Origin of the sequence: Micromonospora sp. CA-246542, assembly GCF_050942905.1 — a bacterium.
Classification (GTDB): Bacteria; Actinomycetota; Actinomycetes; order Mycobacteriales; family Micromonosporaceae; genus Micromonospora.
Map to the genome: position 1 here is coordinate 4,366,188 of NZ_CP192040.1, position 25,390 is coordinate 4,391,577.

Annotated in this window: 23 protein-coding genes; 7 read left to right on the forward strand and 16 right to left on the reverse strand. The window is 73.0% G+C overall.

Features of this window, described 5'->3' with window-relative positions; translation table 11 throughout:
- Positions 1-72: 72 nt before the first annotated feature.
- The 3 genes from ACQP0N_RS20395 (at position 73) to ACQP0N_RS20405 (ending at position 2,544) form a co-directional block, all read left to right on the forward strand.
- Complete coding sequence (locus ACQP0N_RS20395; RefSeq protein WP_433113068.1) at positions 73-993, forward strand: hypothetical protein; 921 nt, start codon at positions 73-75, stop codon at positions 991-993.
- Positions 994-1,698: 705 nt separating this feature from the next.
- Positions 1,699-2,139, forward strand: a complete 441-nt coding sequence (locus ACQP0N_RS20400) for a hypothetical protein (protein ID WP_433113071.1) — start codon at positions 1,699-1,701, stop codon at positions 2,137-2,139.
- 15 nt (positions 2,140-2,154) lie between these two features.
- Entirely contained in the window at positions 2,155-2,544 is a 390-nt protein-coding gene (locus ACQP0N_RS20405; RefSeq protein ID WP_433113074.1) for a hypothetical protein, read from the forward strand.
- A gap of 67 nt (positions 2,545-2,611) precedes the next feature.
- Here the strand turns inward: ACQP0N_RS20405 and ACQP0N_RS20410 are convergent, their stop codons facing one another.
- The 16 genes from ACQP0N_RS20410 to uraD form a co-directional block, all read right to left on the reverse strand.
- Entirely contained in the window at positions 2,612-2,929 is a 318-nt protein-coding gene (locus ACQP0N_RS20410) for a hypothetical protein (protein WP_433113076.1), read from the reverse strand.
- A complete protein-coding gene (locus tag ACQP0N_RS20415) occupies positions 2,929-3,384 on the reverse strand; it encodes a YbaB/EbfC family nucleoid-associated protein (RefSeq protein ID WP_433113079.1) in 456 nt (151 codons plus the stop codon). Before ACQP0N_RS20415 ends, ACQP0N_RS20410 begins: the two co-directional genes overlap by 1 nt.
- Entirely contained in the window at positions 3,381-4,136 is a 756-nt protein-coding gene (locus ACQP0N_RS20420) for a hypothetical protein (protein ID WP_433113082.1), read from the reverse strand. Before ACQP0N_RS20420 ends, ACQP0N_RS20415 begins: the two co-directional genes overlap by 4 nt.
- Entirely contained in the window at positions 4,133-6,592 is a 2,460-nt protein-coding gene (locus ACQP0N_RS20425) for a hypothetical protein (RefSeq protein WP_433113085.1), read from the reverse strand. The genes ACQP0N_RS20420 and ACQP0N_RS20425 overlap by 4 nt, the downstream gene beginning before the upstream one ends.
- Before the next feature lie 6 nt (positions 6,593-6,598).
- Positions 6,599-7,282: a hypothetical protein gene (locus tag ACQP0N_RS20430; RefSeq protein ID WP_433113088.1), complete on the reverse strand. Its 684-nt coding sequence runs from the start codon at positions 7,280-7,282 to the stop codon at positions 6,599-6,601.
- A gap of 81 nt (positions 7,283-7,363) precedes the next feature.
- Positions 7,364-7,651: a hypothetical protein gene (locus ACQP0N_RS20435; RefSeq protein WP_433113091.1), complete on the reverse strand. Its 288-nt coding sequence runs from the start codon at positions 7,649-7,651 to the stop codon at positions 7,364-7,366.
- Positions 7,652-7,689: 38 nt separating this feature from the next.
- Positions 7,690-7,977 (reverse strand): hypothetical protein, encoded by a 288-nt coding sequence (locus ACQP0N_RS20440; RefSeq protein WP_433113094.1) that lies wholly within the window; start codon positions 7,975-7,977, stop codon positions 7,690-7,692.
- A 132-nt stretch (positions 7,978-8,109) separates the two neighbouring features.
- On the reverse strand, positions 8,110-9,645 hold the full coding sequence (locus tag ACQP0N_RS20445) for a ricin-type beta-trefoil lectin domain protein (RefSeq protein ID WP_433113097.1): 1,536 nt from the start codon (positions 9,643-9,645) through the stop codon (positions 8,110-8,112).
- Positions 9,646-9,703: 58 nt separating this feature from the next.
- The gene (gene alc / locus ACQP0N_RS20450) at positions 9,704-10,696 is read right to left on the reverse strand and encodes an allantoicase (protein ID WP_433113100.1); all 993 of its coding nucleotides are present in this window, start codon (positions 10,694-10,696) and stop codon (positions 9,704-9,706) included.
- On the reverse strand, positions 10,693-12,009 hold the full coding sequence (gene allB / locus ACQP0N_RS20455; protein WP_433113103.1) for an allantoinase AllB: 1,317 nt from the start codon (positions 12,007-12,009) through the stop codon (positions 10,693-10,695). Before allB ends, alc begins: the two co-directional genes overlap by 4 nt.
- On the reverse strand, positions 12,006-13,178 hold the full coding sequence (locus ACQP0N_RS20460) for a DUF6986 family protein (protein ID WP_433113106.1): 1,173 nt from the start codon (positions 13,176-13,178) through the stop codon (positions 12,006-12,008). Before ACQP0N_RS20460 ends, allB begins: the two co-directional genes overlap by 4 nt.
- Entirely contained in the window at positions 13,178-14,731 is a 1,554-nt protein-coding gene (aceB, locus tag ACQP0N_RS20465; RefSeq protein ID WP_433121718.1) for a malate synthase A, read from the reverse strand. The genes ACQP0N_RS20460 and aceB overlap by 1 nt, the downstream gene beginning before the upstream one ends.
- Positions 14,732-14,772: 41 nt before the next feature.
- Positions 14,773-16,152, reverse strand: a complete 1,380-nt coding sequence (locus ACQP0N_RS20470) for an 8-oxoguanine deaminase (protein ID WP_433113109.1) — start codon at positions 16,150-16,152, stop codon at positions 14,773-14,775.
- Positions 16,149-17,015, reverse strand: a complete 867-nt coding sequence (gene pucL, locus ACQP0N_RS20475; RefSeq protein ID WP_433113112.1) for a factor-independent urate hydroxylase — start codon at positions 17,013-17,015, stop codon at positions 16,149-16,151. The genes ACQP0N_RS20470 and pucL overlap by 4 nt, the downstream gene beginning before the upstream one ends.
- A gap of 4 nt (positions 17,016-17,019) precedes the next feature.
- The gene (gene uraH / locus ACQP0N_RS20480; RefSeq protein WP_355047963.1) at positions 17,020-17,346 is read right to left on the reverse strand and encodes a hydroxyisourate hydrolase; all 327 of its coding nucleotides are present in this window, start codon (positions 17,344-17,346) and stop codon (positions 17,020-17,022) included.
- Complete coding sequence (uraD, locus tag ACQP0N_RS20485; protein ID WP_433113116.1) at positions 17,343-17,846, reverse strand: 2-oxo-4-hydroxy-4-carboxy-5-ureidoimidazoline decarboxylase; 504 nt, start codon at positions 17,844-17,846, stop codon at positions 17,343-17,345. Before uraD ends, uraH begins: the two co-directional genes overlap by 4 nt.
- 134 nt (positions 17,847-17,980) lie before the next feature.
- Between uraD and ACQP0N_RS20490 the strand changes: the two genes are divergently transcribed.
- The 4 genes from ACQP0N_RS20490 (at position 17,981) to ACQP0N_RS20505 (ending at position 25,331) form a co-directional block, all read left to right on the forward strand.
- Positions 17,981-19,534, forward strand: a complete 1,554-nt coding sequence (locus tag ACQP0N_RS20490) for a helix-turn-helix domain-containing protein (RefSeq protein WP_433113119.1) — start codon at positions 17,981-17,983, stop codon at positions 19,532-19,534.
- Positions 19,535-19,793: 259 nt separating this feature from the next.
- Positions 19,794-20,612: an FAD binding domain-containing protein gene (locus tag ACQP0N_RS20495; RefSeq protein WP_433113122.1), complete on the forward strand. Its 819-nt coding sequence runs from the start codon at positions 19,794-19,796 to the stop codon at positions 20,610-20,612.
- Complete coding sequence (locus tag ACQP0N_RS20500) at positions 20,609-23,344, forward strand: molybdopterin-dependent oxidoreductase (protein ID WP_433113124.1); 2,736 nt, start codon at positions 20,609-20,611, stop codon at positions 23,342-23,344. The genes ACQP0N_RS20495 and ACQP0N_RS20500 overlap by 4 nt, the downstream gene beginning before the upstream one ends.
- 127 nt (positions 23,345-23,471) lie before the next feature.
- Positions 23,472-25,331, forward strand: coding sequence for a bifunctional metallophosphatase/5'-nucleotidase (locus ACQP0N_RS20505; protein ID WP_433113127.1), 1,860 nt, complete (start codon positions 23,472-23,474; stop codon positions 25,329-25,331).
- The last annotated feature ends 59 nt before the right edge of the window (positions 25,332-25,390 follow it).

Below are 25,390 nucleotides of genomic sequence, written 5' to 3' on the forward strand. Positions count from 1 at the left end.
GTCGCCGGATCAGCGTTCGAGACGACCGACACGGGCTTGCCCGCCGAGCCGTCCCCCACGACGGACGACGACGTGACCGCCGGGGACGGGGTCGCGGTGGGAGTCGGGGTGGAGACCGGCGTCGACGTTGACGTGGGGTTCGGCGTCACGGACGGGTTCGGCGACACGGACGGGTTCGGCGTCGTGGTCGACGTGGGGGGCGGCGGGGCGGTCGACGCGGGGGGCGGCGGCGCGGATGCGACGGGCGGAGCGGCCGAGGTTGCGGGCGGCGGGGCGGCCGAGGTTGCGGGCGCGCTCGGTGTCGCAGTGCCGGCCGTGGGCGACGGCGGCACGGTTCCGGGCGCGGACGTTGTCGTGGACGCGGTCGGTGGTGTGGGGGTGGGAGAAGTCCCCGTGGTGGGCGACGTGGGGGCGGAGGTCGCGGTGGAGGGCGACGTCGGGGCCGGCGCTGGAGTAGTCGGCGACGGCGAGCCGGCGGTCGACGTCGAGGTGGCGGCCTGTGCCGTCGGCGGGCTCGACGTGGTTGCCGGCGCGGATGCCGACGTCGACGGTGCAGCGACCGACACCGGTGGCGACTGTGGACTGGCCGACGTCGGCGTCGAGGCGGTGCTTGACGTCGGCGTCGACGCGGCGGCCGACGTACCGGAGGCGGATGTCGACGGCGAGCTGGCCGACGAGACTGGCGTGGGAGTCGCGGTGGCGGCCGACGAGGCCGGGGGCGAGGCGGTAGTCGAGCCGGATGTCGTCGTGGTAGCCGTCGGGCTGCCGCCGGTCGCCGGTGTGGAGTTGCCGGCGCCCGCCGACCCGCCCGCCGCGGCGGACGTACCGGTGGGTGACGACGAGGTGCTCATCGGCGTCGAACCGGTGGGTGTGGCAGCGCCGCCGGTCTGCCCGCCCGACGGTCCGCCGACGGTGACTACCGGTGTGGTGCCGGCGGTCGTCCCGGACGTGGGAGTCCCCGCCGCGCCGCTACCGGAGGTGCCGGCCACCTGAGCGGTACCCGCCGACGGTCCCACCGCAGCCCCCGCCCCGGAACTCCCGGTCGAGGAAGCTCCCGGCGCGGAGGCCGACGTCGAAGCGGACGTCGAGGCAGACGTGGCGGTGGAGCCGGTGCCGACGCCGACGGACGGGGTCGAACCGGCCGAGGCCGAGGCAGACGTCGCCGGAGCCGACACAGTCGCAGGACCCGACGCAGACGCTGGACCAAACGCAGACGCAGACGCAGGACCAGACGCAGAGGACGCGGAGGACGTAGACGCAGGATTCGACGCCGAAGACGGAGCCGAGGAGGGCGAAGCCGGAGCCGACGCTGAAGATGGCGGCGCGGAGGACGACGGGGTAGCCGGGGCCGGGGCGGCTCCGGTGGATGTGGCAGCCGAGTTGATCGAGGCCGTCCCGCCAGCACGGGCGGGGGTCGTCGGAGCGGCGGTGGACGTGCCCAGCGACCCCGCTCCGGCAACGGAGCCGGACTCATCCGCCTGGGGCGCGGCGTCCGAGGTGGACCGGTCGGCAGCAGGCTCTCCCGCCTTCTCCCCGCCGGTTCCGGCCGACGGGGCGTTCGCGTCGGGCTTCTCGTCGAAACCGGGCTTGTCCTCGACGCCGGGCTTGTCGTCGGCGTCGCCGACCACCTCGGCGTACGTGGGCAGGCCGTCCACGTCCGGTACGGCCACCTCGCCCACGCCGCCGCCGTGACTGCCGTTGGACGCTCCGCCCTCGGACGCGCCGCCGATCGTCGCGGCGGTCACCGAGCCCCAGTTGAACGCCTGCCCGAAGATCGCGCCGGTGCTGGCGTCCGCGATGGCCCCGCCGGCACCCTGGGCGGTCGCGGAGATGGCGGCGTACGCGCCCTTGAACTGGATGTCCCTGATCTCGCGCATCCCGTTCCCGGTGATGCTCTGGGTGGTGCTCGTCCACGCGTTGGCCAGGTGTCGGGCGGCCTCGCCGGCGACGAGGCGGCCCGCTCCGGCGGCGACGCCGCCGATCACGCTGCCGACGCCGGACACCAGCAACGACTGGGTGTCCAGGCCGCCGATGCGCAGGCCGCGGGCGATCTGGGCGAGCTGGGTGGCGAGGTCCACGCCGAAGCCGAGGGCGACCTCGGCGGCCAGTTCCGTGACCAGCGTACGCAGGATCGCGTAGAGGATGCCGCGCGCGGTGGCAACCACCACCGGGATGAAGAGCGCGCCGAAGAGGGTGGCCAGCAGCCAGGCGATCGACGCCGCCAGCACGATCAGCTGCACGATGATCGTGACCTTGGTCTTCTGGATGTCCGCGGCGGCGTTCATCGAGGTCTTGGCCAGTTCGTCGGTCACGCTGGCGAGGGCGTCGAGGACTCCGGGGAGGTCGGAGCGGACCAGATCGGTGTACGTGGTGGCGGCCGACCCCGTCATCGAGTCGCCGAGGGAACGGGCCAACCCGGGCATGTCCTCGCGCAGTGCGCGCAGGACGTCACCGTGGTCGCTCCACAGCCCGTGCATCCGCCGCAGCATCGCCTCGTTGCCCTCGGGCCACTCCATGCCGACCACGACCTTCAGCAGCCGTTGAAGGTCGGGGGGCAGGTCGACGACCCCGGGCCCGGAATCCTCCGCCATCGAATCCTCCGTGCCCTCTGCTACTCGCTGGTCAGCTCCAGCGAGCCGCCGCCCTGCGCGTCGAGTTGCTGGAACGCGTCGGCGATCACGTGCAGGTTGTCGGCGACCCCACCGAGGGTCGTGACCGTCGTGGCGATGTCGGCGAGCTGCTGTTCGGCGGTCCCGACGTAGTTGTTGGCGAACGACTTGCCCGCGTCGTCGTCGCCCCAGCACCCGTACACGGCATCGAGGTCCCGCTGCAACGCCCTGAGTGCCTCGCCGAGTCGGTCGCCGGTGGTTCCGAGCCGGTCGGCCACGCCGTGCACACCGGGAATGTCCGCGGAGGTGATCTCGGACATCAGTTGTCCCCCCGCAGCCGTGCCTGGTCGGCCGCGGACACCGCGCCGGGCGGCAGGACGTCCAGCGAGGCGCTGAGGAAGCTGCTCACCATGCGCTCCAGGTCGACCCGGCCGCCGGCCAGATCCTGAAACGAGATGCCGGGCAGCACCTCGTCGCCGGCGACGTCGGTGAGCTGGGTCAGGGACTCGGCGCGGGCCGCCGCGATCGTCTCGGTGACGAGCGCGGCCAGCTCGGCGGGGGCCATCTGGCGGTACCGGGTGTTGTGGAACGTCAGCTTGAGGATCTCGCCGCGGGCGTTCACGGCGACCGACAGCATCCGGTCCTTGGAGGTGGTCGTCGTGCCCTGGGCCATCCGCTCGTGCATGCGTCCCAGGCGTTCCCGTTCCTCGGCGAGGGTCTGCAGGGCGGCCTCGAAACCGGCGGTCGCGTCGCTTGGTGGTCGCTGGTCGGTCATGACGGGCTCCTCTCGGGACGTACGGGTGGCGAAGGCCGACCGCGTCCGGGGGTTCCCCAACCCTCAGACGATTCGGCCCAGGGGCCGGGGTCGACCGGTGCGGGAACGACCACCCGCCGCTCGCGCTGTTGCGCGCCGACCGCGCCCATGCCCATGCCCATTCCGCCCATCGGCATCATCGGCATCATGGGGGAGCCCGCGCCGGGGGACGCGGCACCGGGCGGGCTGGGCGGGACGTCCCGGTCGGGGTCGAGGTCGCCGGCGAACAACTCGACGCCGAGCGGCGCCGATCCGGCCAGCTCCCGCCCGGTAGCGGTGACCGGAGGCGGCGGCGGCAGGTCCAGCCCGGCCCGCAGGAGCGCCGCCCCGGTGGACGAGAGGACGACCTGGCCCTGCACGTCGTACCCGTCGGGTCGCGTCTGTGGATCCGCGGCCTGGCGGGCGACCAGCTCGGCCAGCCGGTCGCGGGCGTCGGCCAGCGAGTCGCCGGCCCGGCGCAGCGCGCTCGCGAAGTCGGTCGCGGCGAGCTGGTCGAGCACGGCCGCGACGTGGGCGGATGACGACGGCACCGAGGACGACGAGCCGGTGGTCCGGAAGGCCTCGTCGGCGTCGCGCAGGGCCCGACGGTACCGGTCGGCGAGTTCCGCGAAGGTCTGCCGACGCTCCTCGAAGCGGTCCGCGGCGGCGTAGAGCGTCGCGGGCGGCGTACGGCTCAGCCGGGCCGCCGCCTCCTGGAGCACCGCGACGGTCACGACGGCCGCCCGATCGCCTCGGCGGAAGCCCCGTCGCTGTTCTCCTGCCAGGCCTCGTCGTCGCCCTCCAGCCAGATGCTGCGTTCCCGGTCGCGGGGCGGTTGCTGCCCGTGGCCCTGACCCATCGGCGGCATCATCGGCATGCCCTGCCCGGCGGACGGGTCGACCACCCCCGGGCCCGCCGGGCCGGCCTGCGCCACCGGAACGGCGGGTCGGAGGTCGGTGAGCGGGCCACCGGCGGTACCGACACCGCCCGCGCTGCCCGCCGAGCCACCGCCACCGCCACCGCCACCGGCGGAGCCGATCCCGCCCGTCGAGCCCGTGCCGCCGCCCGAACCGGTCCCCCGCAGGAAGTCGGCGAGGCTGGTCGGCCGGCCGTCCCCGGTGTGGACGCCGTTCTCCTCGATCAGGTCGTCGAGAGCCTCGGTCGCGCTCTCGCGGGCGTCCTGGAGCGCCTCGATCCGGGTCTTCTCCTCGGCGCTCTCCCCCGGCTGCGCCTCGGCGTCCGCGACCAGGTCGTCGATCGCGGCGTCGACCGCCTCCCGGGCCTCGCGGACGGCGTCGTCGTGCAGGGCGTCCTGGGGATCCGTGGTGTCCGCCGACCGGGCCATCTCCTCGATGGAGTCGTCGAGCGCGTCCCGGGCGTCCTCGAGCGCCTCGCGACGCTGCTCCTTGGACTCGGGATCGGCGTCACTGGCCTCGTTCTCCTCCAACAGATCGTCGATGGCGTCGGTGGCCGCGTCCCGGGCATCCTGCAGGGCCTCACCGGGAGTGCTGGCATCGCCCTTGCCCAGCAGGTCCTCGATGGCCTTGTCCGCGGCCTGCCGGGCGTCGTCGAGCGCCTGCTGACGCTCGGCGCCACCCGCGCCGGACTTGCCCGACAGGTCCGCGATGGCGTCGTCGGCGGCCTTCTTGGCGTCGTTCAGTGCCTGCTGCCGGGCCGCCTCGGACGGCTGTCCACCGCCCGCGCCGGGCCCGGTGCCGCCGCCGGAGCCGCTGGACGGGCCGGACGACTCGGTCGGCAGGCCGCCTCCCGAGGAGCCGCCGCCCGGCATGCCACCGCCGGCCGACTGCAAACCCTCGATTGCGTCGTTTGCCGCCTTCTGCGCGTCGTCCAACGCCTTCTGCCGTGCCTGCTCGCCGCCGCCGGTGCTGCCCTTGCCGCCACCCGGACTGCTCGACCCGCCGCCAGGCATGCCGCCGCCGGGACTACCACCGCCACTGCCGGGGCTGCTGCCGCTGCTCGGACCCCCGCCACTACCGCTGCCCTTGCCGCCACCCGAGCTGCCGGACCCGGGGCTGCCACCGCTACCCATGCCCGGCATGCCACCGCCCGCACCCGCGCCGGAGGTCTCCCCGCTCGGCGCCCCACCGCTGCCGGAGGTACCGCCAGCCGGGTTCGAGAGGCTGTCGATGGCGTCGTTGGCCGCGTTCTGCGCGTCCTGCAGGGCGGCCTGCCGCTCGGCGGCACCGTCGCCGCCACCGGACCCGGAGCCGGAGCCGTCGCTGCCGCCGGCCCCGGAGCCGTCGCTGTTCAGCGTGCCGTCGCCGAGGCCCCCGCCGGACGCGCCGCCGGTCGACCCGCCCGTGCTGCCGTCCGGTGCGGCGTCCTGGAGGTTGTCGATCGCGTCGTTCGCCCGGTCCTCGGCCACGTCCCGGTCCGACGAGGAATCCAAGTCGGAGTCGTCCGACACCGAGGAGTCGTCATCATCCTGGTTGAACGCGGAGTCATCATCCTGGTTGGACGGGGAGTCGTCGTCCTGGTTCGACGAGGAGTCGTCGTCCCCGTTCGACGAGGACGGGTCGTTCGCCGCGCTGGTGAACACGTTGGGCGGGGTGATCTCCAGCGGGTCCAGCGCCTCGCCCTTGATGACGTACTTGTCGCTGAGCGTCATCAGCAGCTGCCGCATGTGCGGCATCATGATGTTCTGCTCGACCATCTGGTACGCCGCGTCGCGGGCCTTCTGCAACATGTCCGCCGGTGGGGACATCTCGACCTCGTTGTACGCGTTGTACACGGCCTGCTCGAACAGCTCCTCCTGCTGGTCGGTGAGCTGGTGGAACGTCTCGACCGCCTCCCAGAAGGCGGTGGCGAACACCTTGATGTCGTGCCCGACGTCGCCGACGAGTTGCCCGTACCCGTCCAACCGGTCGTGCACGGCCCTGCTGTGGTTGAGCAGTTCCGTCGTCCGTTCCTGGAACGCGTCGCCGGCCTGGCCGACGAAGCCCGGGTCGAGCGCCTTCTTGATCCGGTCGAACTCGTCGTTGATGCGGGCGAGTTCGGCCGCGGCCTTGTCGAAGGCGGCCCCGGCGTCGTGCCAGGCGTTGCCGGTCTCCGCCGTGTTGTCCACCAGTTCGCTGACGTACGGCTGGAGGTCCGTCCACACGTGCAGTGCGGCGAACGTCTGCCCACGGGGGGCGGGCGTCTGGAGTGAGCCGACGGAGTCCTCGGGCATGGCCTGCTACTCGTCGTCCTCGGGCGTGACGGTCGTGGTGAAGCTGGTGCTCTGCGGCACGGACTGGCTGTTCGCGCCGTCGGTGAAGAACCCGCCCTCGTAGTCGTAGTCGAGCACGTCGGTGTCGGTGAAGAGCACCTGCGGGGTGATGGAGGTGTCCGGGAAGACGGTGACGTTCAGGTCCTCCGGCGCCGGCAGGGTGACCTCGATGCTGCCGTCGTCGGCCTTCCTCGCCTCGCCCGTCATCGGGTCGACCTCGAAGCCGAGGCGCGCGCCGTCGCGGTTGACGTTGTCGCCGGTGTCGTACGTCTCCTCGCCGTCGGCGGGCGGGATGGTGAGGCCGCCAACCGAGCTGGTCCAGGTCTCGATCTCGTCGACGGCCTTGCCCTGGAGCGAGTCGCCGTTGGCCTGGTCCTGCTGCTCGAAGATGTCCGCGATGGTGCGCAGCCTGGTGCCGAGTGCCTCGAAGGACGCCTGGAGGTCGAGGGCGTGCTGGCGCAGGCCGGCCCCGCGGTCGGCGACCATGGCCTCGAGCCACTGGGCGGCGTCGAGCTTGCCGGCCTCCAGGGCGCTGGTGTCCGCCGCCGTCTCGAAGATCGTCATGCTGCCGTCGGTCATCAGGTCCTCGATCTGTCTCGCCGCGTCGCGCAACGCCGCGAGGTCGATCTCGGTGCTGTCCGAGCTGGCCATTGCTCACTGCTCCTTTCCGGGCCGAGGTGCGCGTCGCGCGGTGCGGGCGGCGGCGGAGGAACTCCCCGCCGCCCCTGCGGTCTACCGGGAGCCGAGCTTCTTGTCGGTCTGCTGGTAGTCGGCGAACTTCTCGGCCAGATCCTTGCTTCGCAGGAGGGTGGCGTCGTTCAACTCGGTGATCCCGTCCCTGACCTTCTGGGCCTTCAGGTCGTAGGCGTCGACGTAGTCACCGTTGAAGGCGAGAACCCTCTTCGCCTCCTGCTCGAGGACGTCCAACTGCGCGATCACGTTGTCGCTGATGCGCTTCATCTCGTCGTAGGCGACGTCCATGGAGGCGTAGTCGTACTTGATGTAATCCGAATCCGTCACGGAGGATGCTCCTTATTGGAATTGGCAGGGGGCAGCGATCAGGAGAGAGAGCCGCCCTGCTCCTGGTTCAGCCGTTCCAGTTCCGTCTTGCACTCACGCAGGAACTGCTCGCAGGCGTCGAGATCCTTGAGAATGGCGATCATGTCCGTACTCCAGGCGTCCTGGACTTCGTTCAGCTTCTGCATGAGAAAGCCGGCGTTGGTCGTGACGAGGACGTTGACCGTGTCGTCGAGACCCCTGCGCTGACTGTCGAGGTCCTCCTCGGCGGCTTGGTGGTTGTCGGCCGCCGTCTCGACGTCCTCCGGTCTGATATCGGTGATCGCCATAATGGCTGCCTCCTGTGGGCCGGTGATCGCTGGCACCGGTAGACAACCAGCCGGCGGGTCGGCACAGGGCCGACCGGAAGCGTCGCGGGCCGATCTCCGGGGATTTCCCTCACCCGGATCCAGAGGGCCGGATCAGGTGACCGGCCGCCAGGTCTGGTCCGGGTCGTAGTTGCAGGTCCAGATGGCCGTGGTCGCCAGGTCCCAGCCGATGTCCACGCACATACCGCCGTTGACCGGGCTGATCAGGGCGTCGTCGCGGAGGGTCCAGCGCTGGGTGGCGGCACCGTCGCAGGTGGCGGTCTGCACGAGGGTGCCGTCGGTGACGCCGCTGTCGTTGACCTCGAGGCAGAGACCGCTGCGAGCGGACCGGATCGTGCCGTCCGACCGCACGTTCCACCGCTGCGACACCTTGTCCGGGTCACACGGCTGGATCCGGGAGGCGAGCAGGTTGGTGGCGGCACCCGCGTCCAGGCACTGGCCGGACCGCTCGTGCGCGAACATCGTCCCCGAGGGCTTTCGGCTCGGACTGGGCTTGGGTGTCCCCGGCTTCGGCGACGCGGGAGGCGGCGCGCTCGCCCGCCTCGACGGGGTGGCCGCCGGGGACTTCGACGGGGCTACCGGGGCGGACGGCGACGGCGCGGCCACCGGCACGACGCCGAGCCGGGTGTCGAGGCGGTAGTAGTCGGTGTACCGGCGGACCTGGTCCAGGAAGGACAGTGTCATCGCGTCCGGTACGCCCCCGGCGCGTCGGACGGTGTCCTCGCCGGCCCGCCACGCGGCGAGCGCGAGCAGGTACGGGTCGCCCGGTAGTCCGGCCAGTTCCTTCGCCAGTCGGCACATCCCGAGAGCGAGCACGCCGACCGCGTCCTCGGCCTTCGACGGCGAGGCGTCGGCGGGCGCGTACCGCTGCCACAGCTCCGGTGGCACCCCGGCGACGCCGCCCGGCCCGTCCGCCCGGAACCCGGACACGGCCATCATCTGACCGGCGAGCGCGGCGGCGGGGACCTGCGGGCAACGCCGGCCGGCGGCGGCGATGACCGGCGCGAGCGCTTCGGGCAGGGGTACGGCGTCCGGGGCGGTCCCGGCCGTGAGGGTCAGCTCGCCGGCGTCCGCGAAGTGCGGCAGGCCCTGGTAGTAGGTGGCGTAGCCGGCGGCCCGGTCGACGTACTCGCTTGCCGAGTCGGGGACCCGGCCGGCCCTGGTCACCGCCGGGACGCCGGCTCGGAAGCCGGCCAGCGACAGCCGCCACGGGTCGCCCTTGACGCCGGCCTGCCGGAGCTCACCGCCGAGCTGGCACATGAGGTGCGACAGGGCGGCCACGGCGGCGGACGGGTCGGTGCGCCGCGCGCTCGGCCAGGGCACCCAGCGTCGCCACTGCTCGTCGTCGAGGCCGGTCAGGCCACTGCCGCCGGAGACCGTGCGGGTCGCGTTCGCGTCCACGCCGGACTCGGCCATGAGCTGCCCGGCGATCCGGGCCGAGGACAGCATCGGGCAGGCGTGCCCCGCCGACAGCACGGCGGACATCTGCTCGTCTGATAGCGACCGTCCGACCATCTCGTCCTGCCGCGCGTACGCGGTCACCCCGATGCCGATGGCGGCGGCGACACCGACCGCGACCAGGCCGGCGACCCAGCCACGACCGCGCAGAGACGTCCCACGAGCCCGCACGTTCCGTCCTCCCGACGACGACGCCACGCACCTGCAACGAGATCCGCGGACGCCAGGTTCACGCCGACGACCACCGCCTTCGCAGGGTAGCCAGGCCGGCGGGGGTGATCTCACCCAGGACACGCAGCCGGGCCATTCCACCGTCCGGGTACGCGTCGAGGCGTACCCAGGTGACGGCGTCCGCGTCGGCGACCAGGAAGCGGTGCCGGGTGTCGGGTTGCAGGCGGGTCACCGGCAGCAGGTCGAACCAGCCGTCCGGGTCGTCCGGGTCGGTGGCGCACCCGCGGACTGCCGCCGCCCCGGGCGCGTTGCCCTTGAAGTGGCTGGTGTCCAGCTCGACGAGGCGCACGACGCCGGTCGCGGCGAGGCGCAGCAGGACCCAGTCGTTGCCGTCGTCGCGTCGGCGGGCCGTCTCCCAGCCCTCCCCCATTGTGCGTGCCCGGCCGGGGGCGATCAGGTTGTGGGGCGTGCCGTAGAACATGTCGCTGCATCCCACGACGAGACCCCCGTGTTCCAGGGCCGCCAGGTCGACCAGGCCGCCGGTGAGGAACCGGGGGTCGGGGGTGGCCTCGCCGTGCACGCGCAACCGGGCGACACCGCCGTCCGGAAAGATCGACAGGCGTACGTGGGTGACCCGGTGACCCGGTTCGACGGAGAAGACGTTGCGGGTGTCACCGGCGAGCGCCACCCGGGGCACCAGGGGCGTCCAGGTCGCGTCGACGAGTTCCCCGGGTGCCGGATGCCCGTCCAGGCGGCAGGCGTCGACCGCCGCGTACGGCGGATAGTTGCCGGTGAAGTGGCTGGTGTCCACGACGACGGTGTGCACGATCCCGGGCACGCCGAGCCGCACGATGGCGTGATCGTGCCCGGGGGTACGCCGACGGCGGGTCTCCCACCCCTCGTACACCTGGCCCTTGGCCCCGAACGTGGCGGGGGTGAACGTCGGCGGCTTCGGGTCGACGAGGTGATCGGCGGGGGCGAAGAACTCGTCGTTGGCGTGGACGACGCCACCGGACAGCGCCCGGGAGGCGAGGTCGGGAAGTGTGCTCATCGGCTGCTCCGGGAGATGAGGCGTCCCCGTGGCGGTCCGTCCGGCGAGACCGGCTGGCCACGCAGCCACACGTCGCGTACGACGCCGTGCAGCGTCCGCCCGGCGTACGGGGTGACGGGGTGGCGGTGCCGCAGCGCGGTCGGGTCGACCACGAACCGCTCGTCCGGCGCGAAGGCGACGAGATCGGCGTCGGAACCGGCAGCGATGCGCCCCTTGGCGCCCAGTCCGGCGATCTCGGCGGGTCGCTGCGCCATCCAGCGGACGACGTCCACCAACCGGTACCCGCGCCGCCGGGCAGCGCTCCACACCGCCGGCAGCCCGATCTGCAACGACGAGATGCCACCCCACGCGGCGGCGAAGTCACCGCTCGGCGGTCTCTTCAGCGTCGGCGTGCTGGGCGAGTGGTCCGAGACCACACAGTCGATGACGCCGGCGACGAGGCCCGCCCAGAGCCGGTCCTGGTTGGCGCGGTCGCGGATCGGCGGGCAGCACTTGTACTCGGTGGCGCCGTCGGGCACCTCCTCGGCGGTCAGGCAGAGGTAGTGGGGGCAGGTCTCGACGGTCACGCTGACACCGGCGCCTCGCGCGGCGGCGATCAGCGGCAGGGCGTCGGCCGACGACAGGTGCAGGATGTGGACGCGCGCGGCGGCGCGACCGGCGGCGTCCAGCACCTGGGCGATGGCCTCCGTCTCGGCGGTCGGTGGTCGGGACGCCACGAAGTCGGCGTAGCGGCGCGACGGCGGTGCGGCGCGCACGGCGTCCGGGTCCTCGGCGTGCACGATGAACAGGGCGTCGACCGCGCGCAGGGCCTCGTCGAGCGCCGGCGGGTCCAGCGGTGGGAACTCCGGCACGCCCGAGTCGACGAGGAAGCACTTGAACCCGAGGACGCCCGCGCGGTGCAGCGCCGCGAGGTCTCCGGCGTTGCCGGGCACGGCCCCACCCCAGAATCCGACGTCCGCGTGCACCCTGCCGTCGGCGGCGCGGCGCTTCACGTCGAGGGCCGGCACCGACACGGTCGGCGGGAGGGAGTTGAGCGGCATGTCGACGATCGTCGTCACGCCGCCGGCTATCGCGGCGCGGGTGGCCGAGGCGAAGCCCTCCCATTCGGTACGCCCGGGTTCGTTCACGTGCACATGTGTGTCGACGAGGCCGGGCAGCAGGGCCAGGTCGCCGAGGTCGGTGACCGGCCCGTCGGGTACGGCGGAGTGGTCGGTCACCGCCTCGATGCGTCCGTCGGTGACGCAGACCGTCGCCGGCCGCTCACCCTGCGGGGTGACGACCCGCGTCGAGCGCAGGACGAGGTCGTAGCTCACAGCGCCTCCAGGGTGGCTCGGTCGACGACGACCTCGTCCGGGTCGAGCGCGCCGCAGTCGAGCCCACGGCGCAGGAACCCCGCGAGCGCGTGTGCGGTCGCCGGTTCGTCCAGCACGCCCCCGGCCCGGCGGTCCAGATACGCCGTGAGGCGTTCCACGGTGGCCGCGCGGCTCTCGCGGAAGAAGGCGTAGGTGGCGGCGTACCGGGTGGGCAACTGCGCGGGATGCAGGTCCCAGCCCTGGTAGAAACCCCGCGCGAGGGACCGCCGGACCAGGTTCGTGTGCAGCCGCCAGGCCCGGTGTACGGCCGTCGCGTCGCCGACCGGGAGCACGTTCGACGAGCCGTCGCTGAGGCGTACGCCGGTGCCGGCAGCCGCCGCCTGCATGACGGCCTTGGCGTGGTCGGCGACGGGATGGTCGAGCGACTGGTGGGCGGCCGCGACGCCGCAGGCGGCGCTGTAGTCGTAGGTGCCGTAGTGCAGCCCGACGCACCGGCCCTGGGCGGCGGTGATCATGCGGGCGACGGTGGCGGTGCCGTCCGCGCCCAGCACCGCCTCCGGGGTCTCGATCTGCAACTCGAAGCGCAGGCTCGCGGCAGGCAGCGCGTACGCGGCCTCCAGCGCCGCGCACAGCAGGGACATCGCCGCGACCTGCTCGACGGCCCGGACCTTCGGCAGGGTGACGACGAAACCGGGTGGGGGTGGACCGAGCGCGTCGAGGAACACGTCGAGGGTGCGGATCGCCCGGTCCCGGCTGTCGGCGTCGAGGCTCTTGCAGCGCAACCCGACGAACGCGGGGAGCGGGCCGTCCCGCAGCGCCGTCGCGGCGACGCGGGCGGTCTCGTCCTCCTCGTCGTCGTCGCGTACGCCGTAGCCGTCCTCGAAGTCGAGACGGAGATCTTCGATGGGCTCGGTGGACAGCTTCGCCAGCACGCGGTCGCGCAGCTCCACCGGGAACGGCAGGGGTGGGCACCCGTTCAACGTGTCGAGCGCCTGCTCGCCCCACCGCCGGCACAGGTCCGGGGTGTACCGGTCCGCCGGCACGTACACGGTGTGCACCGGCTGCCGGCCGGGGGCCGCACCCGGGTAGCGCCGCCGCAGCGCCTCGTCCACCGGCGCGAGCCGGCGGTCCAGTTCGAGGCCGGTCCGCTCGTGCAGTCGGCGGCCCATCAGTCGACGACCTCGTACGCGGGCACCGTGAGGAAGTCGACGAACTCGTCGTCCAGCGCGCCCCGCTCGACGAGGGCACGTGCGTCCGGCCACCGTCCGGCCGCGTAGGCGGTCTCCCCCACGGCGTGCCGGATTCCGGCCAGCTCCTCCCCCACGACGCGTCGGACGAGGTCCGCGGAGACCGTCTCGCCGGTGTCGGCCAGCGGGACACCCTGGTGCGCCCACTGCCAGACCTGGGCGCGGGAGATCTCGGCGGTGGCCGCGTCCTCCATGAGGTTGTTGATGGCGACGGCCCCGACGCCCCGGAGCCAGGCCTCCAGGTAGCGCAGCGCGACCGAGACGTTGGTCCGCAGTCCGGCCGAGGTGACCTCGCCGCCCGCGACCGTGAAGTCGAGCAGCCGGTCGGCGGGCACGCGCACGTCGTCGCGCGTGCGGTCCAGTTGGTTGTCCCGCTGCCCGAGGACGCCGTCGAAGACCTCGCGGCAGACCGGCACCAGCGCGGGGTGGGCCACCCAGGAGCCGTCGAAGCCGTCGCCCGCCTCGCGCTCCTTGTCCGCCCGGACCTGTGCGAACGCCGCCGCGTTCCGCTGCGCGTCACCGCCGGGCACGAAGGCCGACATGCCGCCGATCGCGACCGCGCCACGGCGGTGACAGGTCGCGACGAGCAGATCGGTGTACGCGCGCAGGAACGGCGCGGTCATCGTGATCGCGGCACGGTCGGGCAGGACGGTCCGCTCGCGGAAGTTCTTGATGATGGAGAACAGGTAGTCCCAGCGCCCCGCGTTGAGCCCGGCGGCGTGCGGTCCCAGCGCGTGCAGGATCTCGTCCATCTCGAATGCCGCCGTGATGGTCTCGATCAGCACGGTCGCGCGGATCGCGCCGCGTCCGATGCCGAGCGTGTCCTCGGCGTACGCGAACACGTCGTGCCAGAGCCGCGCCTCCCGGTGGCTCTCCAGCTTCGGCAGGTAGTAGTACGGGCCGACGCCCCGCGCGATCGACTCCCGCGCGTTGTGGAAGGCGTGCAGGCCGAAGTCGACGAGCGCGCCGGCGGCCGGCACCCCGTCGACCAGGACGTGACGCTCGTCGAGATGCCAGCCCCGTGGTCGTACGACGATGGTGGCGAGCGGCCCGTCGGCGCGCAGGGCGTAGTGCCGCCCGTCCGGCGCGTCGTAAGTGATCGTGGCGCGTACGGCGTCGTACAGGTTGATCTGCCCCGCCATGACGTTCGCCCAGTGGGGCGTGTTGGCGTCCTCCAGGTCGGCGAGCCAGACCTGCGCGCCGGAGTTGAGCGCGTTGATGGCCATCTTGCGGTCGGTGGGTCCGGTGATCTCCACGCGCCGGTCGACGAGACCGGGTGGCGGCGGAGGCACCCGCCACTCGGATTCGCGGATGTCCTTCGTCTCGCTCAGGAAGTCGAGTCGGCCGGTCCGGGCAATCTCCGCGCGTCGCCGGGCGCGACGGGCCAGCAGTTCCGCACGACGGGCGTCGAAGCGCCGGTGCAGCTCGCTGACGAACTCCAGCGCCTCGGGACTGAGGATTTCCCGTTCGGTCATCGTCGGCACGTGCACTCCTGTCCTCGCTGTCGGGTGGGCCGTCACCGGGTCGCGTCGCGCAGCCGACCCGCTGCCCGTCGGGCCCGCAGGAGCAGGTCCTGTTCGTCGACGGTGGTCAGCCGTCCGCCCTCGACGACGGGTCGCCCGCCGACGAGCAGCAGCTCCACCGGTGGCGGCGCGCCGAGGACGAGGGCCGCGACCGGATCGGCGATGTCGGCGTGGCCGAGCCCGTCGAGACGCCAGAGCGCGACGTCGGCCAGCTTGCCCACCTCCAGTGAGCCGATCTCGCCCGCGCGGCCGAGGCAGCGGGCGCCGCCCCGGGTGGCGAGGGTGAGCGCCTCGCGCGCGGTCAGGGCGGTCGGCCCACCCCGCAGACGGGCCACCAGCAGCGCCTGGCGTAGCTCCGCGACCAGCTGTCCGGCCTCCTGGGAGGCGGCGCCGTCGACGCCGAGTCCGACGGACGCGCCGGCGTCGAGCAGGTCCCGCACGGGAGCGATGCCCGCGCCGAGCCGGGCGTTCGAGCTGGGACAGTGCGCCAACGACGTGCCGCTCGCCGCGATCCGCCCGATGGCGTCGGCGTCCAGGTGCACGCCGTGCGCGAGCCAGACGTCGTCGCCGAGCCAGCCGAGCCGCTCGGCGTACTCGGCGGGCGCGCAGCCGTGCGTGGCCCGGCAGTAGTCCTCCTCGTCCACGGTCTCGGCCAGGTGGGTGTGCAGTCGGACGCCCCGGTCCCGCGCCAACGCGGCGGCGTCCCGCATCAGCCGTTCACTCGCGGAGAACGGGGAGCAGGGGCCGACCGCGACCCGGACCATCGCGTCCGGCGCCGGGTCGGAGAGGCGGTCGATCGCGTCGGCCGTCGCGGCCAGCGCGGCGTCGGTGTCCTCCACGAGGTGGTCCGGAGGCAGACCACCGGCGGACGCCCCGAGGTCCATGGAGCCGCGGACGGGGTGAAAGCGCAGCCCCACCCGGCCCGCCTCGGCCACCTCGGCGGCGAACAGGTCGCCGGCCCCCGCCGGGAAGACGTAGTGGTGGTCGGTGGTCGTGGTGCAGCCGGACAGCGCGAGCCAGCCCAGCCCCGCGCCAACGGCCGCCGAGACGTCCTCCTCGCCGATGCGCGCCCACACCGGATACAACTCGGTCAGCCAGCCGAACAGGTCGGCCTGCTGCGCGAGGCCACGGGTGACCCACTGGTACAGGTGGTGGTGGGTGTTGACCAGCCCCGGCGTGGCGAGGCAGCCGGTGCCGTCGACGCGCCGGACGGGCCCCGCCTCGTCCGTAACGGCCGCCGGACCGGGCCCGACGGCGACGATCCGTCCACCCTCGACGACCAGGTGACCCCGGTCGTACTCGCGGCCCGTGCCGTCGACGGTCGCGACCGCGCAGCCCTCGATGACGATGCGCTCCGGCCGGGGCGAGGTCACACGTCCCACCACGACTCGACCCACCGTGGCGCGTCGTCGCGACGCACGGCGCCCTCGATCAGCCCGTACGGGCGGTCGGGGGCGTGGAAGACCTCGTTGGGGTTGTCGAGCCCGAACGGCGCGAGGTCGACGAGGAAGTGGTGCTTGTTGGGCAGCGACATCCGTACCTCGGTGATCTCCGGCCGGTGTTCCAGCACCCGCTGCCCCATCGCGTGCAGGGTCTGTTGCAGGGACAGGCTGTGCGTGTCGACGAACGCCTCGACGAGGTGCCGCCGTACCTCATCGAACGAGACCGCCCAGTCGTCGCTCCCGCTCGTCGCGTGTCGCCAGCGGGCGTCCACCGCCGTGGCCAGGATCCGGTCGTGCGCCTCGGGCAACGTCGTGTACGCGTCCCGCACGAAGCCGAAGAACTCCGAGTCGGTCGTGTTCATCAGCACCATCCCGGTCAGCCCGGAGACGACGACGGCGTCCGACCCGTCGACGGTGACCGTCGCCGTCCGCGTCTCCGCCCCCGCGCGGGCGAACGAGTGCGGGCCCAGGCGTCCCCAGGCGTGCTCGTGGATGTCGACGGTCGCCCGGGTGACGGCGGGCTGCGACTCGACGAAGTGCCGTGCCAGGCGCAGCCCGAAGTCCTCGATCGCGCCGACGCCGTGTTGGCGGGCGAAGGCGTACACCGTGTTCTTCTGGCTGTCGGTCGGCAGGACCTTGCTGTTGTCGCCGGTCAGGTGGGTGTCGGCCAGGTCGCCGGCGAGCGCGACGCCGACCGTCAGGTCGGTCAGGTCGTGCCGTTCGCCGTGGCGGACGACGTGGACCAGCCGCACTTCGGCCTTGCCGTACTGGTGGGGGCCGAGAACAACGTCCAACGGGTCAACTCCCTCGATACGTCGAATAGCCGTACGGGCTCAGCAGCAGGGGCACGTGCACGTGCCGCCAGACATCCGTGACCACGAACACCACCGACACCTCCGGGAAGAACGCCCCGAGGCCGAGATAGCCAGCGGTGTCGAAGCAGAGTCGGTACGTCCCCCGGGCCCAGCGCCGCTTGGGCACCCAGTCGCGCAGCCGCCCGTCGGGGTCCGTACGCCCCGTGGCGACGTCGATCCACCGGTCGCCGGCCCAGCGGTACAGGTGCACGGCCACTCCCTGGGCCGGTTCCCCCCGGGCGGTGTCGAGGACGTGCGTGGAGAGGCTCACTCGTCCATCAGCCTCGTCAGTCGCAGCGCCGTGATCCGGGTCAGCTCGGCCCGGACCACCTCCCGCTCCGCCGCCGCGCCGTTGGCGAGCCGGGCGGTGGCGGCGGCGACGATCTCCGCGGGCGACCGTCCGTTCGCGAAGATCAGGAAGAGGTGTCCGAAGCGGGCCTCGTAGGCGCGGTTGACCTCGTGCAGGGCGCGTCGGGTCCCCTCGTCGCCGTCCGCGACGCCGGCCTGCTCGCGGCGGGACCAGGTCGCGTCGCGCCCGTCGCCGTCGGCCCGTTGCCCGATCCGGGGATGCGCCGCCAACGCCTCGGCGATGTCGGGCCAGGGCAGGGCGGCGAGCGTCGCGGATCCCGTGGTGACGAGCGCCGCCGGGGTGGCGTAGGGACGGGCGGCGGCCACGGCCCGCGCCCACGGCGGCGACGCGCAGCACGCCGACAGCTCCCGCTCGGCGTCGGCCGCCGGCAGCGCGTTGAACCACGTCAGACGCTCGTGCACCGGACCTCCCCTCCACCCTGCGGTGGCGGTAGTCAAACAGCGCCATCGACCCGGGTGCATTGGGCGAGCGAACCGAACTTGAAACATTGCCGCCCTACGGTCTCTGGAGCTTCCTCCAAGGCAAGGAGTTGTCGATGCGCCTCAACGACCTCCTGGGCCAGGCCGGCCTCAAACTGACGTTGCTCAGCGGCCACAGCCAGGGCGAGCGGGTGATCCAGCAGTTCTTCACCACCGACCTGCTCGACCCGAGCCGTTACCTGTCCGGCGGCGAGGTGGTGCTCACCGGTCTCATGTGGAGGCGCGGTCCGACGGACTCCGAGGTGTTCGCGGCGGCCGTCGCGCGGGCGGGCGTCAGCGCGGTCGGGGCCGGGGCGGCGGCGTTCGGCACCGTCCCGGCCGATGTCGTCGAGGCGTGCGCACGTCACGACGTCCCCGTCTTCGAGGTACCCGTCGAGGTGTCCTTCACCGTCGTCAGCGATGCCATCGGCACTGCCCTGCGGGCCGAGAGAGCCACCGGCCTGGCCGCGACCGTGCACCGGCACCAGGGTCTGATCGCGGCGCTCACCGAGGACGCGCACCTCGCCGACCTGCTGCCGTCGGCCGCCGCCGAGATCCCCTGCTGGGTCCTGTCGCCCACCGGCCGGCTCGTCGCGGGCACCGCCCCGATCGACGGCGACCTGTGCGCCCGTCTGGCGCGTACGTTCCTGACCGCCCCTCGGCTGCCCCACGTCCTCGGCGTCGGCCGGGACCGGCGCGTCTCGCTCTTCGGCGCGAGCGCCCACCCGGGCCGGCGGGTCGGCACGTGGTTCCTGGCCTGCGCGGGCGATGTGACCACCTGGCAGCCCGAGCGCCGCCAGGCCGTCGAAGGGCTGGTCACCCTGCTCACCCTCGAACGCGCCCACCTCGACCGGCACCTGCACGTCGAGCGTCGCCTCGGCGCGCTCCTGCTGCGACCGCTGGTCGGCGGAGCCGCGCCCGCCGAGATCGCGGCGCGTCTCGAAGCGTGTCGCCTGGACCCGGACGCCACCTTCCTCGCCCTCACCGCCGGCACCGCGACGGCGACGCCCGGCGACCTGCCGCTCAGCGTCGTCGAGGAGGTCGTGCGGCCGCTGGCGCCCACGTCGGCCATCGCGACCGTCGGCGACGAGGTCCACGCGCTCATCCCCGTCGACTCCCCCAGCGACGTCAGCCCGGCCGACCTCGTGCAGGGGATCCGCCAGGCGACGCGGGCACTGACACCGGCTCTGGGCGCAGCGCGGTTCGCCATCGGGATCAGCGCCGCGGCATCGGGGGTCGACGCGCTGGACACGGCGGTCGAGGAGGCCCGCCACGCCTACCGGTACGCCGTCACCGGGCAGGAGCGGGTGGCGGTGGTGTCCAGCGGAGACCTGTCCTCGCACGCGCTGCTGCTGGCCGGCGTCCCGACCGAGGCCCGACGGGCGTTCCACCGCCGGCTGTTGCGCCCCCTCGCCGAGTACGACCGCGCGCACGACGCCCGCCTCGTGCACACCCTCGACATGTTCCTGCGCTGCGACGGCTCGTGGACCCGCACGGCGAAGGAACTGCACGTGCACGTCAACACCCTGCGCTACCGCATCCAGCGCATCGAGCAGCTCACCGGCCGCAAGCTGCACCGCTTCGACGACCGCGTCGACCTGTACCTCGCGCTGCAACTGCAACGCCACTAGGCCGTGGTCCGGCCGGGTCGGAGCCGTCCGCTCCATTGAGAGTGATGCCTGTGGGTCATCAAGATGACTCACAGGCATCACTCTCAATGTGGTGTCCGCCGTCCGCCGTCCGCCCCTCGGCTCGACCTGTGCGAAAGCCCAACTCGCGGCGGCGACCACCCGGCAGCCTTCGTGCCCTGAGCCAATGGGCTGCGGCCTCCCGCACTGCTGAGATGGCTGTCAGGTGAGCCGACCGGGTTCGCGGGACGGGGTGTGCGGGGTGGATCTGAACTCGGTACGGACCGTGGTGCCGGCGGCGGCGGCCGGTCGCTGGCAGCCGGGCGACGCCTGGCTCGCCGGTGGCACGTACCTGTTCTCCGAACCTCAGCGGCACCTCCGCCGGCTCCGCGACCTGACCGGCGAGGACTGGCCGCCGGTGACCGCCACACCGCGCGGCCTGGACATCGCCGCGACGTGCACGATCGCGGAGCTGGCCCGGTCCACGACGGTGCGGCCGACGGCACTGCGGGACCTGGTCCGGCGCTGCTGCGAGGCGTTCCTCGCCTCGTTCAAGATCTGGAACACGGCGACCGTCGGCGGGAACCTGTGCACGGCGCTGCCGGCCGGCCCGATGATCTCGCTGGGCGCGGCCCTGGACGGCAACTGCCTGCTGCTGACCGCCGAGGGCGGCCGGCGTGAGCTGGCGGTCGCCGACTTCGTGACGGGCGAGGGCACGACCGCCCTCGTACCCGGGGAGTTCCTGCGGTCGATGACCCTGCCCGCCGCCACCCTGCGCAGCCCGACCGCGTTGCGCCGGGGATCCCTGTTCGTCGGCGGCCGGTCCGCCGCGCTGCTGGTCGGCCGCACCGACCCGGACGGGTCGTTCGTGCTCACCGTGACCGCGTCCACGGTACGACCGGTGCAGCTCCGGTTCGACGCCCTGCCCACGGCCGGGACCCTGCGGCAGGCCGTCACCGACGGCATCCCCGCCGAGCGGTACGTCGACGACGTGCACGGTCTGCCACGGTGGCGACGCCACCTCACCGTGCTGTTCGCCGAGCAGATCCGCGTCGAACTCGCCGAAAGGAGCACGCGGTGACCACCGACGGAATCGTGGTCGACGGGACGGCGTGCGCCCAGGCCCCCCGGCCCGGCCAGTGCCTGCGCACCTACCTGCGCGAACGCGGTCGCTTCGGGGTCAAGAAGGGCTGCGACACGGGCGACTGCGGCGCCTGCACGGTGCACGTCGACGGCCAACCCGTGCACAGCTGCGTCTACCCGGCGGTCCGGGCCCGGGGTCGTCAGGTCACCACCATCGGCGGCCTGGCCACGCCCGACGGCCTGCACCCCGTGCAGCAGCGCTTCCTGGACGCGCAGGGCTTCCAGTGCGGTTTCTGCACGGCCGGGTTCATCATGACGGCCGCCGCCCTCGACGAGCGCCAACTCGACGCGCTCCCGCAGGCGTTGAAGGGCAACCTGTGCCGCTGCACCGGCTACCGGGCGATCGAGGACGCCATTCGCGGTGACCGCCACGTCCACGAGCCGGCCTCGGGCGCGGCGGTCGGGGCGAACGTGCCGGCGCCGGCCGGCCGGGAGGTGGTCACCGGCGCGGCCCGGTACACGTTCGACGTCGACGTACCCGGCCTGCTGCACCTGAAGGTGCTGCGCTCGCCCCACCCGCACGCGCGGATCCTGGCCGTCGACACCAGCGCGGCGCTCGCCCTGCCGGGCGTGCACGCGGTGCTCACCCACGCGGACGCCCCCGACCGTCGCTACTCGACCGCGCAGCACGAGCACCCGAGCGACGACCCGGCCGACACCCGGCTCCTGGACGACGTGGTGCGCCACGTGGGCCAGCGGGTCGCCGCCGTCGTCGCGGACACCGAGGCCGCCGCCGAGGAGGGTTGCCGACGCGTCGTCGTGCGCTACGAGCTGCTACCGGCGGTCGTCGACCCCGAGGAGGCCATGGCGCCGGGAGCGCCGGTCCTGCACGGCGACCGGGGCGCCGAGGCCGGCATCGCCCGACCGGCCGACAACGTGGTCGGCGAGATCCACGCCGAGGTCGGGGACGTGGACGCCGGGCTCGCGGCCGCCGACCTCGTTCATCGGCAGACGTTCCGCACCCAACGTGTGCAGCACGCCAGCCTGGAGACGCACGGGGCCGTGGCCTGGGTCGACGCCGACGGACGGGTGACCGTACGCTCCAGCACCCAGACGCCGTTCCTCACCCGCCGCGCGCTGTGCCGGCTGTTCGACCTGCCGCTGGACCGGGTGCGGGTGCTCACCGGCCGGGTCGGTGGCGGGTTCGGCGGCAAGCAGGAGATGCTCGTCGAGGACCTCGTCGTCCTCGCCGCGCTGCGGACCGGCCGCCCGGTGAAACTCGAACACACCCGCGCGGAGCAGTTCACCGCCACCACCACCCGGCACCCCTTCACCGTCGAGGTGACCGCCGGCGCCCGTCGGGACGGCACCCTGACCGGCATCCGCCTGCGGGTTGTCTCCAACACCGGCGCGTACGGCAACCACGGGCCCGGTGTGCTGTTCCACGGCTGCCACGAATCCCTGTCGGTGTACCGGTGCCCGAACAAGAGGGTCGACGGGTACGCGGTCTACACCAACACCGTCCCCGCCGGCGCGTTCCGCGGCTACGGCCTCGGGCAGGTCAGCTTCGCCGTCGAGTCGGTCCTCGACGAGTTGGCGCGACGCCTCGACATCGATCCGGTCGCCCTGCGCGCCCGCAACGTCGTACGCCCCGGTGAACGACTCGTTCCTCCGGCCGGCCACGACGACGACCTGACCGTCGGCAGCTACGGGCTCGACCAGTGCCTGGACGTCGTCGCCGCCGCCGCGCGGGACGCGGCACCGCCCGCACCGCCCGGTTGGCTCACCGGGCACGGCATGGCCCTGTCGATGATCGCCACCGCGCCACCCGGTGGGCACCACGCGGACGCCCGGGTGACGCTGCTGCCCGACGGGTGTTTCGAGGTCGCCGTCGGCACCGCCGAGTTCGGCAACGGCAGCACCACCGTGCACCAGCAGCTCGCCGCCGAGACGCTGGGCACCACGCCCGACCTGATCGTCATCCGCCAGTCCGACACGGACCTGGTCGGGCACGACACCGGGGCGTTCGGCTCGACCGGCACGATCGTCGCGGGCACCGCCGTCCTGCGCGCCTGCCGGGCGCTGCGCGACCGCCTGCTCGCGTTCGCGTCCGCGCACACCGGCGTACCGGTCGCGCACTGCCGGCTCGACGCCGACGCCCTGGACTGTGCCGGCGACCGGCTGTCCCTGCCGGACCTGTGGGAACTCGCCCAGTCGGCCGGCGAGCAGACGACCGCCGACGGGCACTGCGCGGGCACGCCACGGTCGGTGGCCTTCAACACGCAGTGGTTCCGGGTCGCGGTCGACCCGGACACGGGCGAGATCCGCATCCTGCGCAGCGTCCACGCCGCCGACGCCGGCACGGTCGTGAACCCCATGCAGTGCCGGGGCCAGGTCGAGGGCGGGGTCGCGCAGGCCATCGGGGCCGCCCTGTGCGAGGAGGTACGCGTCGATGCGGGCGGTACCGTCACCACTGCCGCGTTCCGGCAGTACCACCTGCCGACCTTCGCCGACATTCCGCGCACGGAGGTCCACTTCGCCCGGACGCGCGACGCCGTCGGGCCGCTGGGCGCGAAGTCGATGAGTGAGAGCCCGTTCAATCCGGTCGCGGCGGCGCTGGCGAACGCCCTGCGCGACGCGACCGGCATCCGCTTCACCGATCTGCCTCTCACCGCCGACCGGGTCTGGCTCGCTCTGCACGAACATCGTTCAGCACCGAGAATTACCTGATGGTCACGTGAACGGGTACGTTACTCGCCATTCACACAGATGATTGACCATGAGCGCGAAGATCAAGCAATCTCCTTCGAGGGCGCCCGAACGGCGCTTCCACCGATGGTTCGATGAGGAGTATCCCTTGCGTTCCCTTCCTATGCGCGCGGCTCTGGCCACGGCCGCGGCGACACTCGTCGTGCTGGGCACCGCGCCGGCCCCGGCGCAGGCCGCGCCGACCGAGGTGCAGATCCTCGGCTTCAACGACTTCCACGGCCGCCTGGAGGCGCCCACGGCGGGGGTCGGTGGCGCCGCGCAGATGGCCGGCATGATCAAGCAGTTGCGCGCGGCCAACGACAACACGGTGGTCCTGTCCGCCGGTGACAGCATCGGCGCGTCCCCGTTCATCTCGCTCGTGCAGAAGGACGAGCCCACGATCGACTTCCTCAAGATGATCGGGGTCGACGCGTCGAGCATCGGCAACCACGAACTCGACCGCGGATTCGACGACCTCAACGACCGGGTCATCCCGCGCGCCGGCTTCCCGTACCTCGCCGCGAACGTGTACCGGGGCACCGAGGCCGCTCCCGGCCGCCTGGCGGAGTCCACCGTGCTGACGGTCGGTGGCGTCCGCATCGGCGTCGTCGGCGCGGTCACCCTGGAGACTCCGTCGCTGGTGTCACCGGCCGGAATCCCGGGTCTGACCTTCAAGGACCCGACCGCCGAGGCGAACCGCGTCGCGGCCAAGCTGAAGGCCGACGACGACGTGGACGCCGTCGTGCTCCTCGTGCACGAGGGCTCGGAGGCGAGCGGCACGGACGCCGCCGCCTGCGCCGCCGTGGCGGACCCGACCACTGCCTTCGGCAAGATCGTGACCGGCGCCAGCGCCGACATCAACGTCATCATCTCGGGTCACACCCACGTCCCGTACAACTGCTCGTACGACGTGCCGAATCTGGGGCACAAGCGGCCCGTCGTGCAGACCGGCCGGTACGGGGACGCGTTGGACCAGATTAAGCTCACCGTCGCGGACGGTAAGGTGACCGCCGCCCAAGGCGCCGTCCTCCCGATCAAGGGCTACCCGGCGGACCCGGCGGTCGCGCAGTTCGTCGCCGACACCAAGGCCGAGGCCGACGTGCAGGGCAAGGTGAAGATCGGCGAGATCACCGCCGACATCAAGCGCGCCGTCACCGCCGAGGGCGTCGAGGACCGTGGCAGCGAGTCGACCCTCGGCAACTTCATCGCGGACGTCCAGTTGGAGGGCACCCGCGCGGGCAACCGGGGCGGCGCGCAGATCGCTCTCATGAACCCGGGCGGCCTGCGCGCCGACTTCGTCAAGAGTCCCGACGGCACGGTCACCTTCGCCGACGCCGCCACCGTCCAGCCGTTCGCCAACGACGTGATCACCAAGACCTACACCGGTGCGGAGATCAAGGAGACGCTGGAGCAGCAGTGGCAACCGGCGGGCGCGTCGCGGCCCTTCCTGCATCTGGGCGTCTCGAAGGGCTTCAGCTACGTCTACGACCCCAACGGTCCGGCCGGCAACCGGGTCATCGCCGACCGTATCTTCCTCAACGGCACGGTCATCGACCCGAAGGGCACCTACCGGGTGACGGTCAACTCGTTCCTGGCCTCCGGCGGCGACAACTTCAAGGCGCTCGCCGGCGGCGTCGACCCGCTCGCGACCGGCGACAACGACCTCACCGTGCTCGTCGACTACTTCCGGGCGAAGTCCCCGGTCACCGCCGACACGGTGGAGCGCGCGTACACCGTGGACCAGCCGGGCGCCCCGGTCGGCGGCGGCCCCAGCGGTGAGCCCACCGGCAGCCCCACTGCCAGCCCCAGCGGCGGCACCGGCAACGGCGGCGGGGCCGGCGAACCCGGTCTGCCGATCACCGGCGTCAAGGCCCTCACGATCGCCGGCGCCGGCATCATCCTGCTGCTGGCCGGCGCCGTCGCGCTCGTCGCGGCCCGGCGGCGGCGCATCCGCCTGACCGTCGAGTGACACGGAGCTGAGACGGAACGGTCGTCTCCGGAAAGCCCGCGCGGCTTCCGGAGACGACC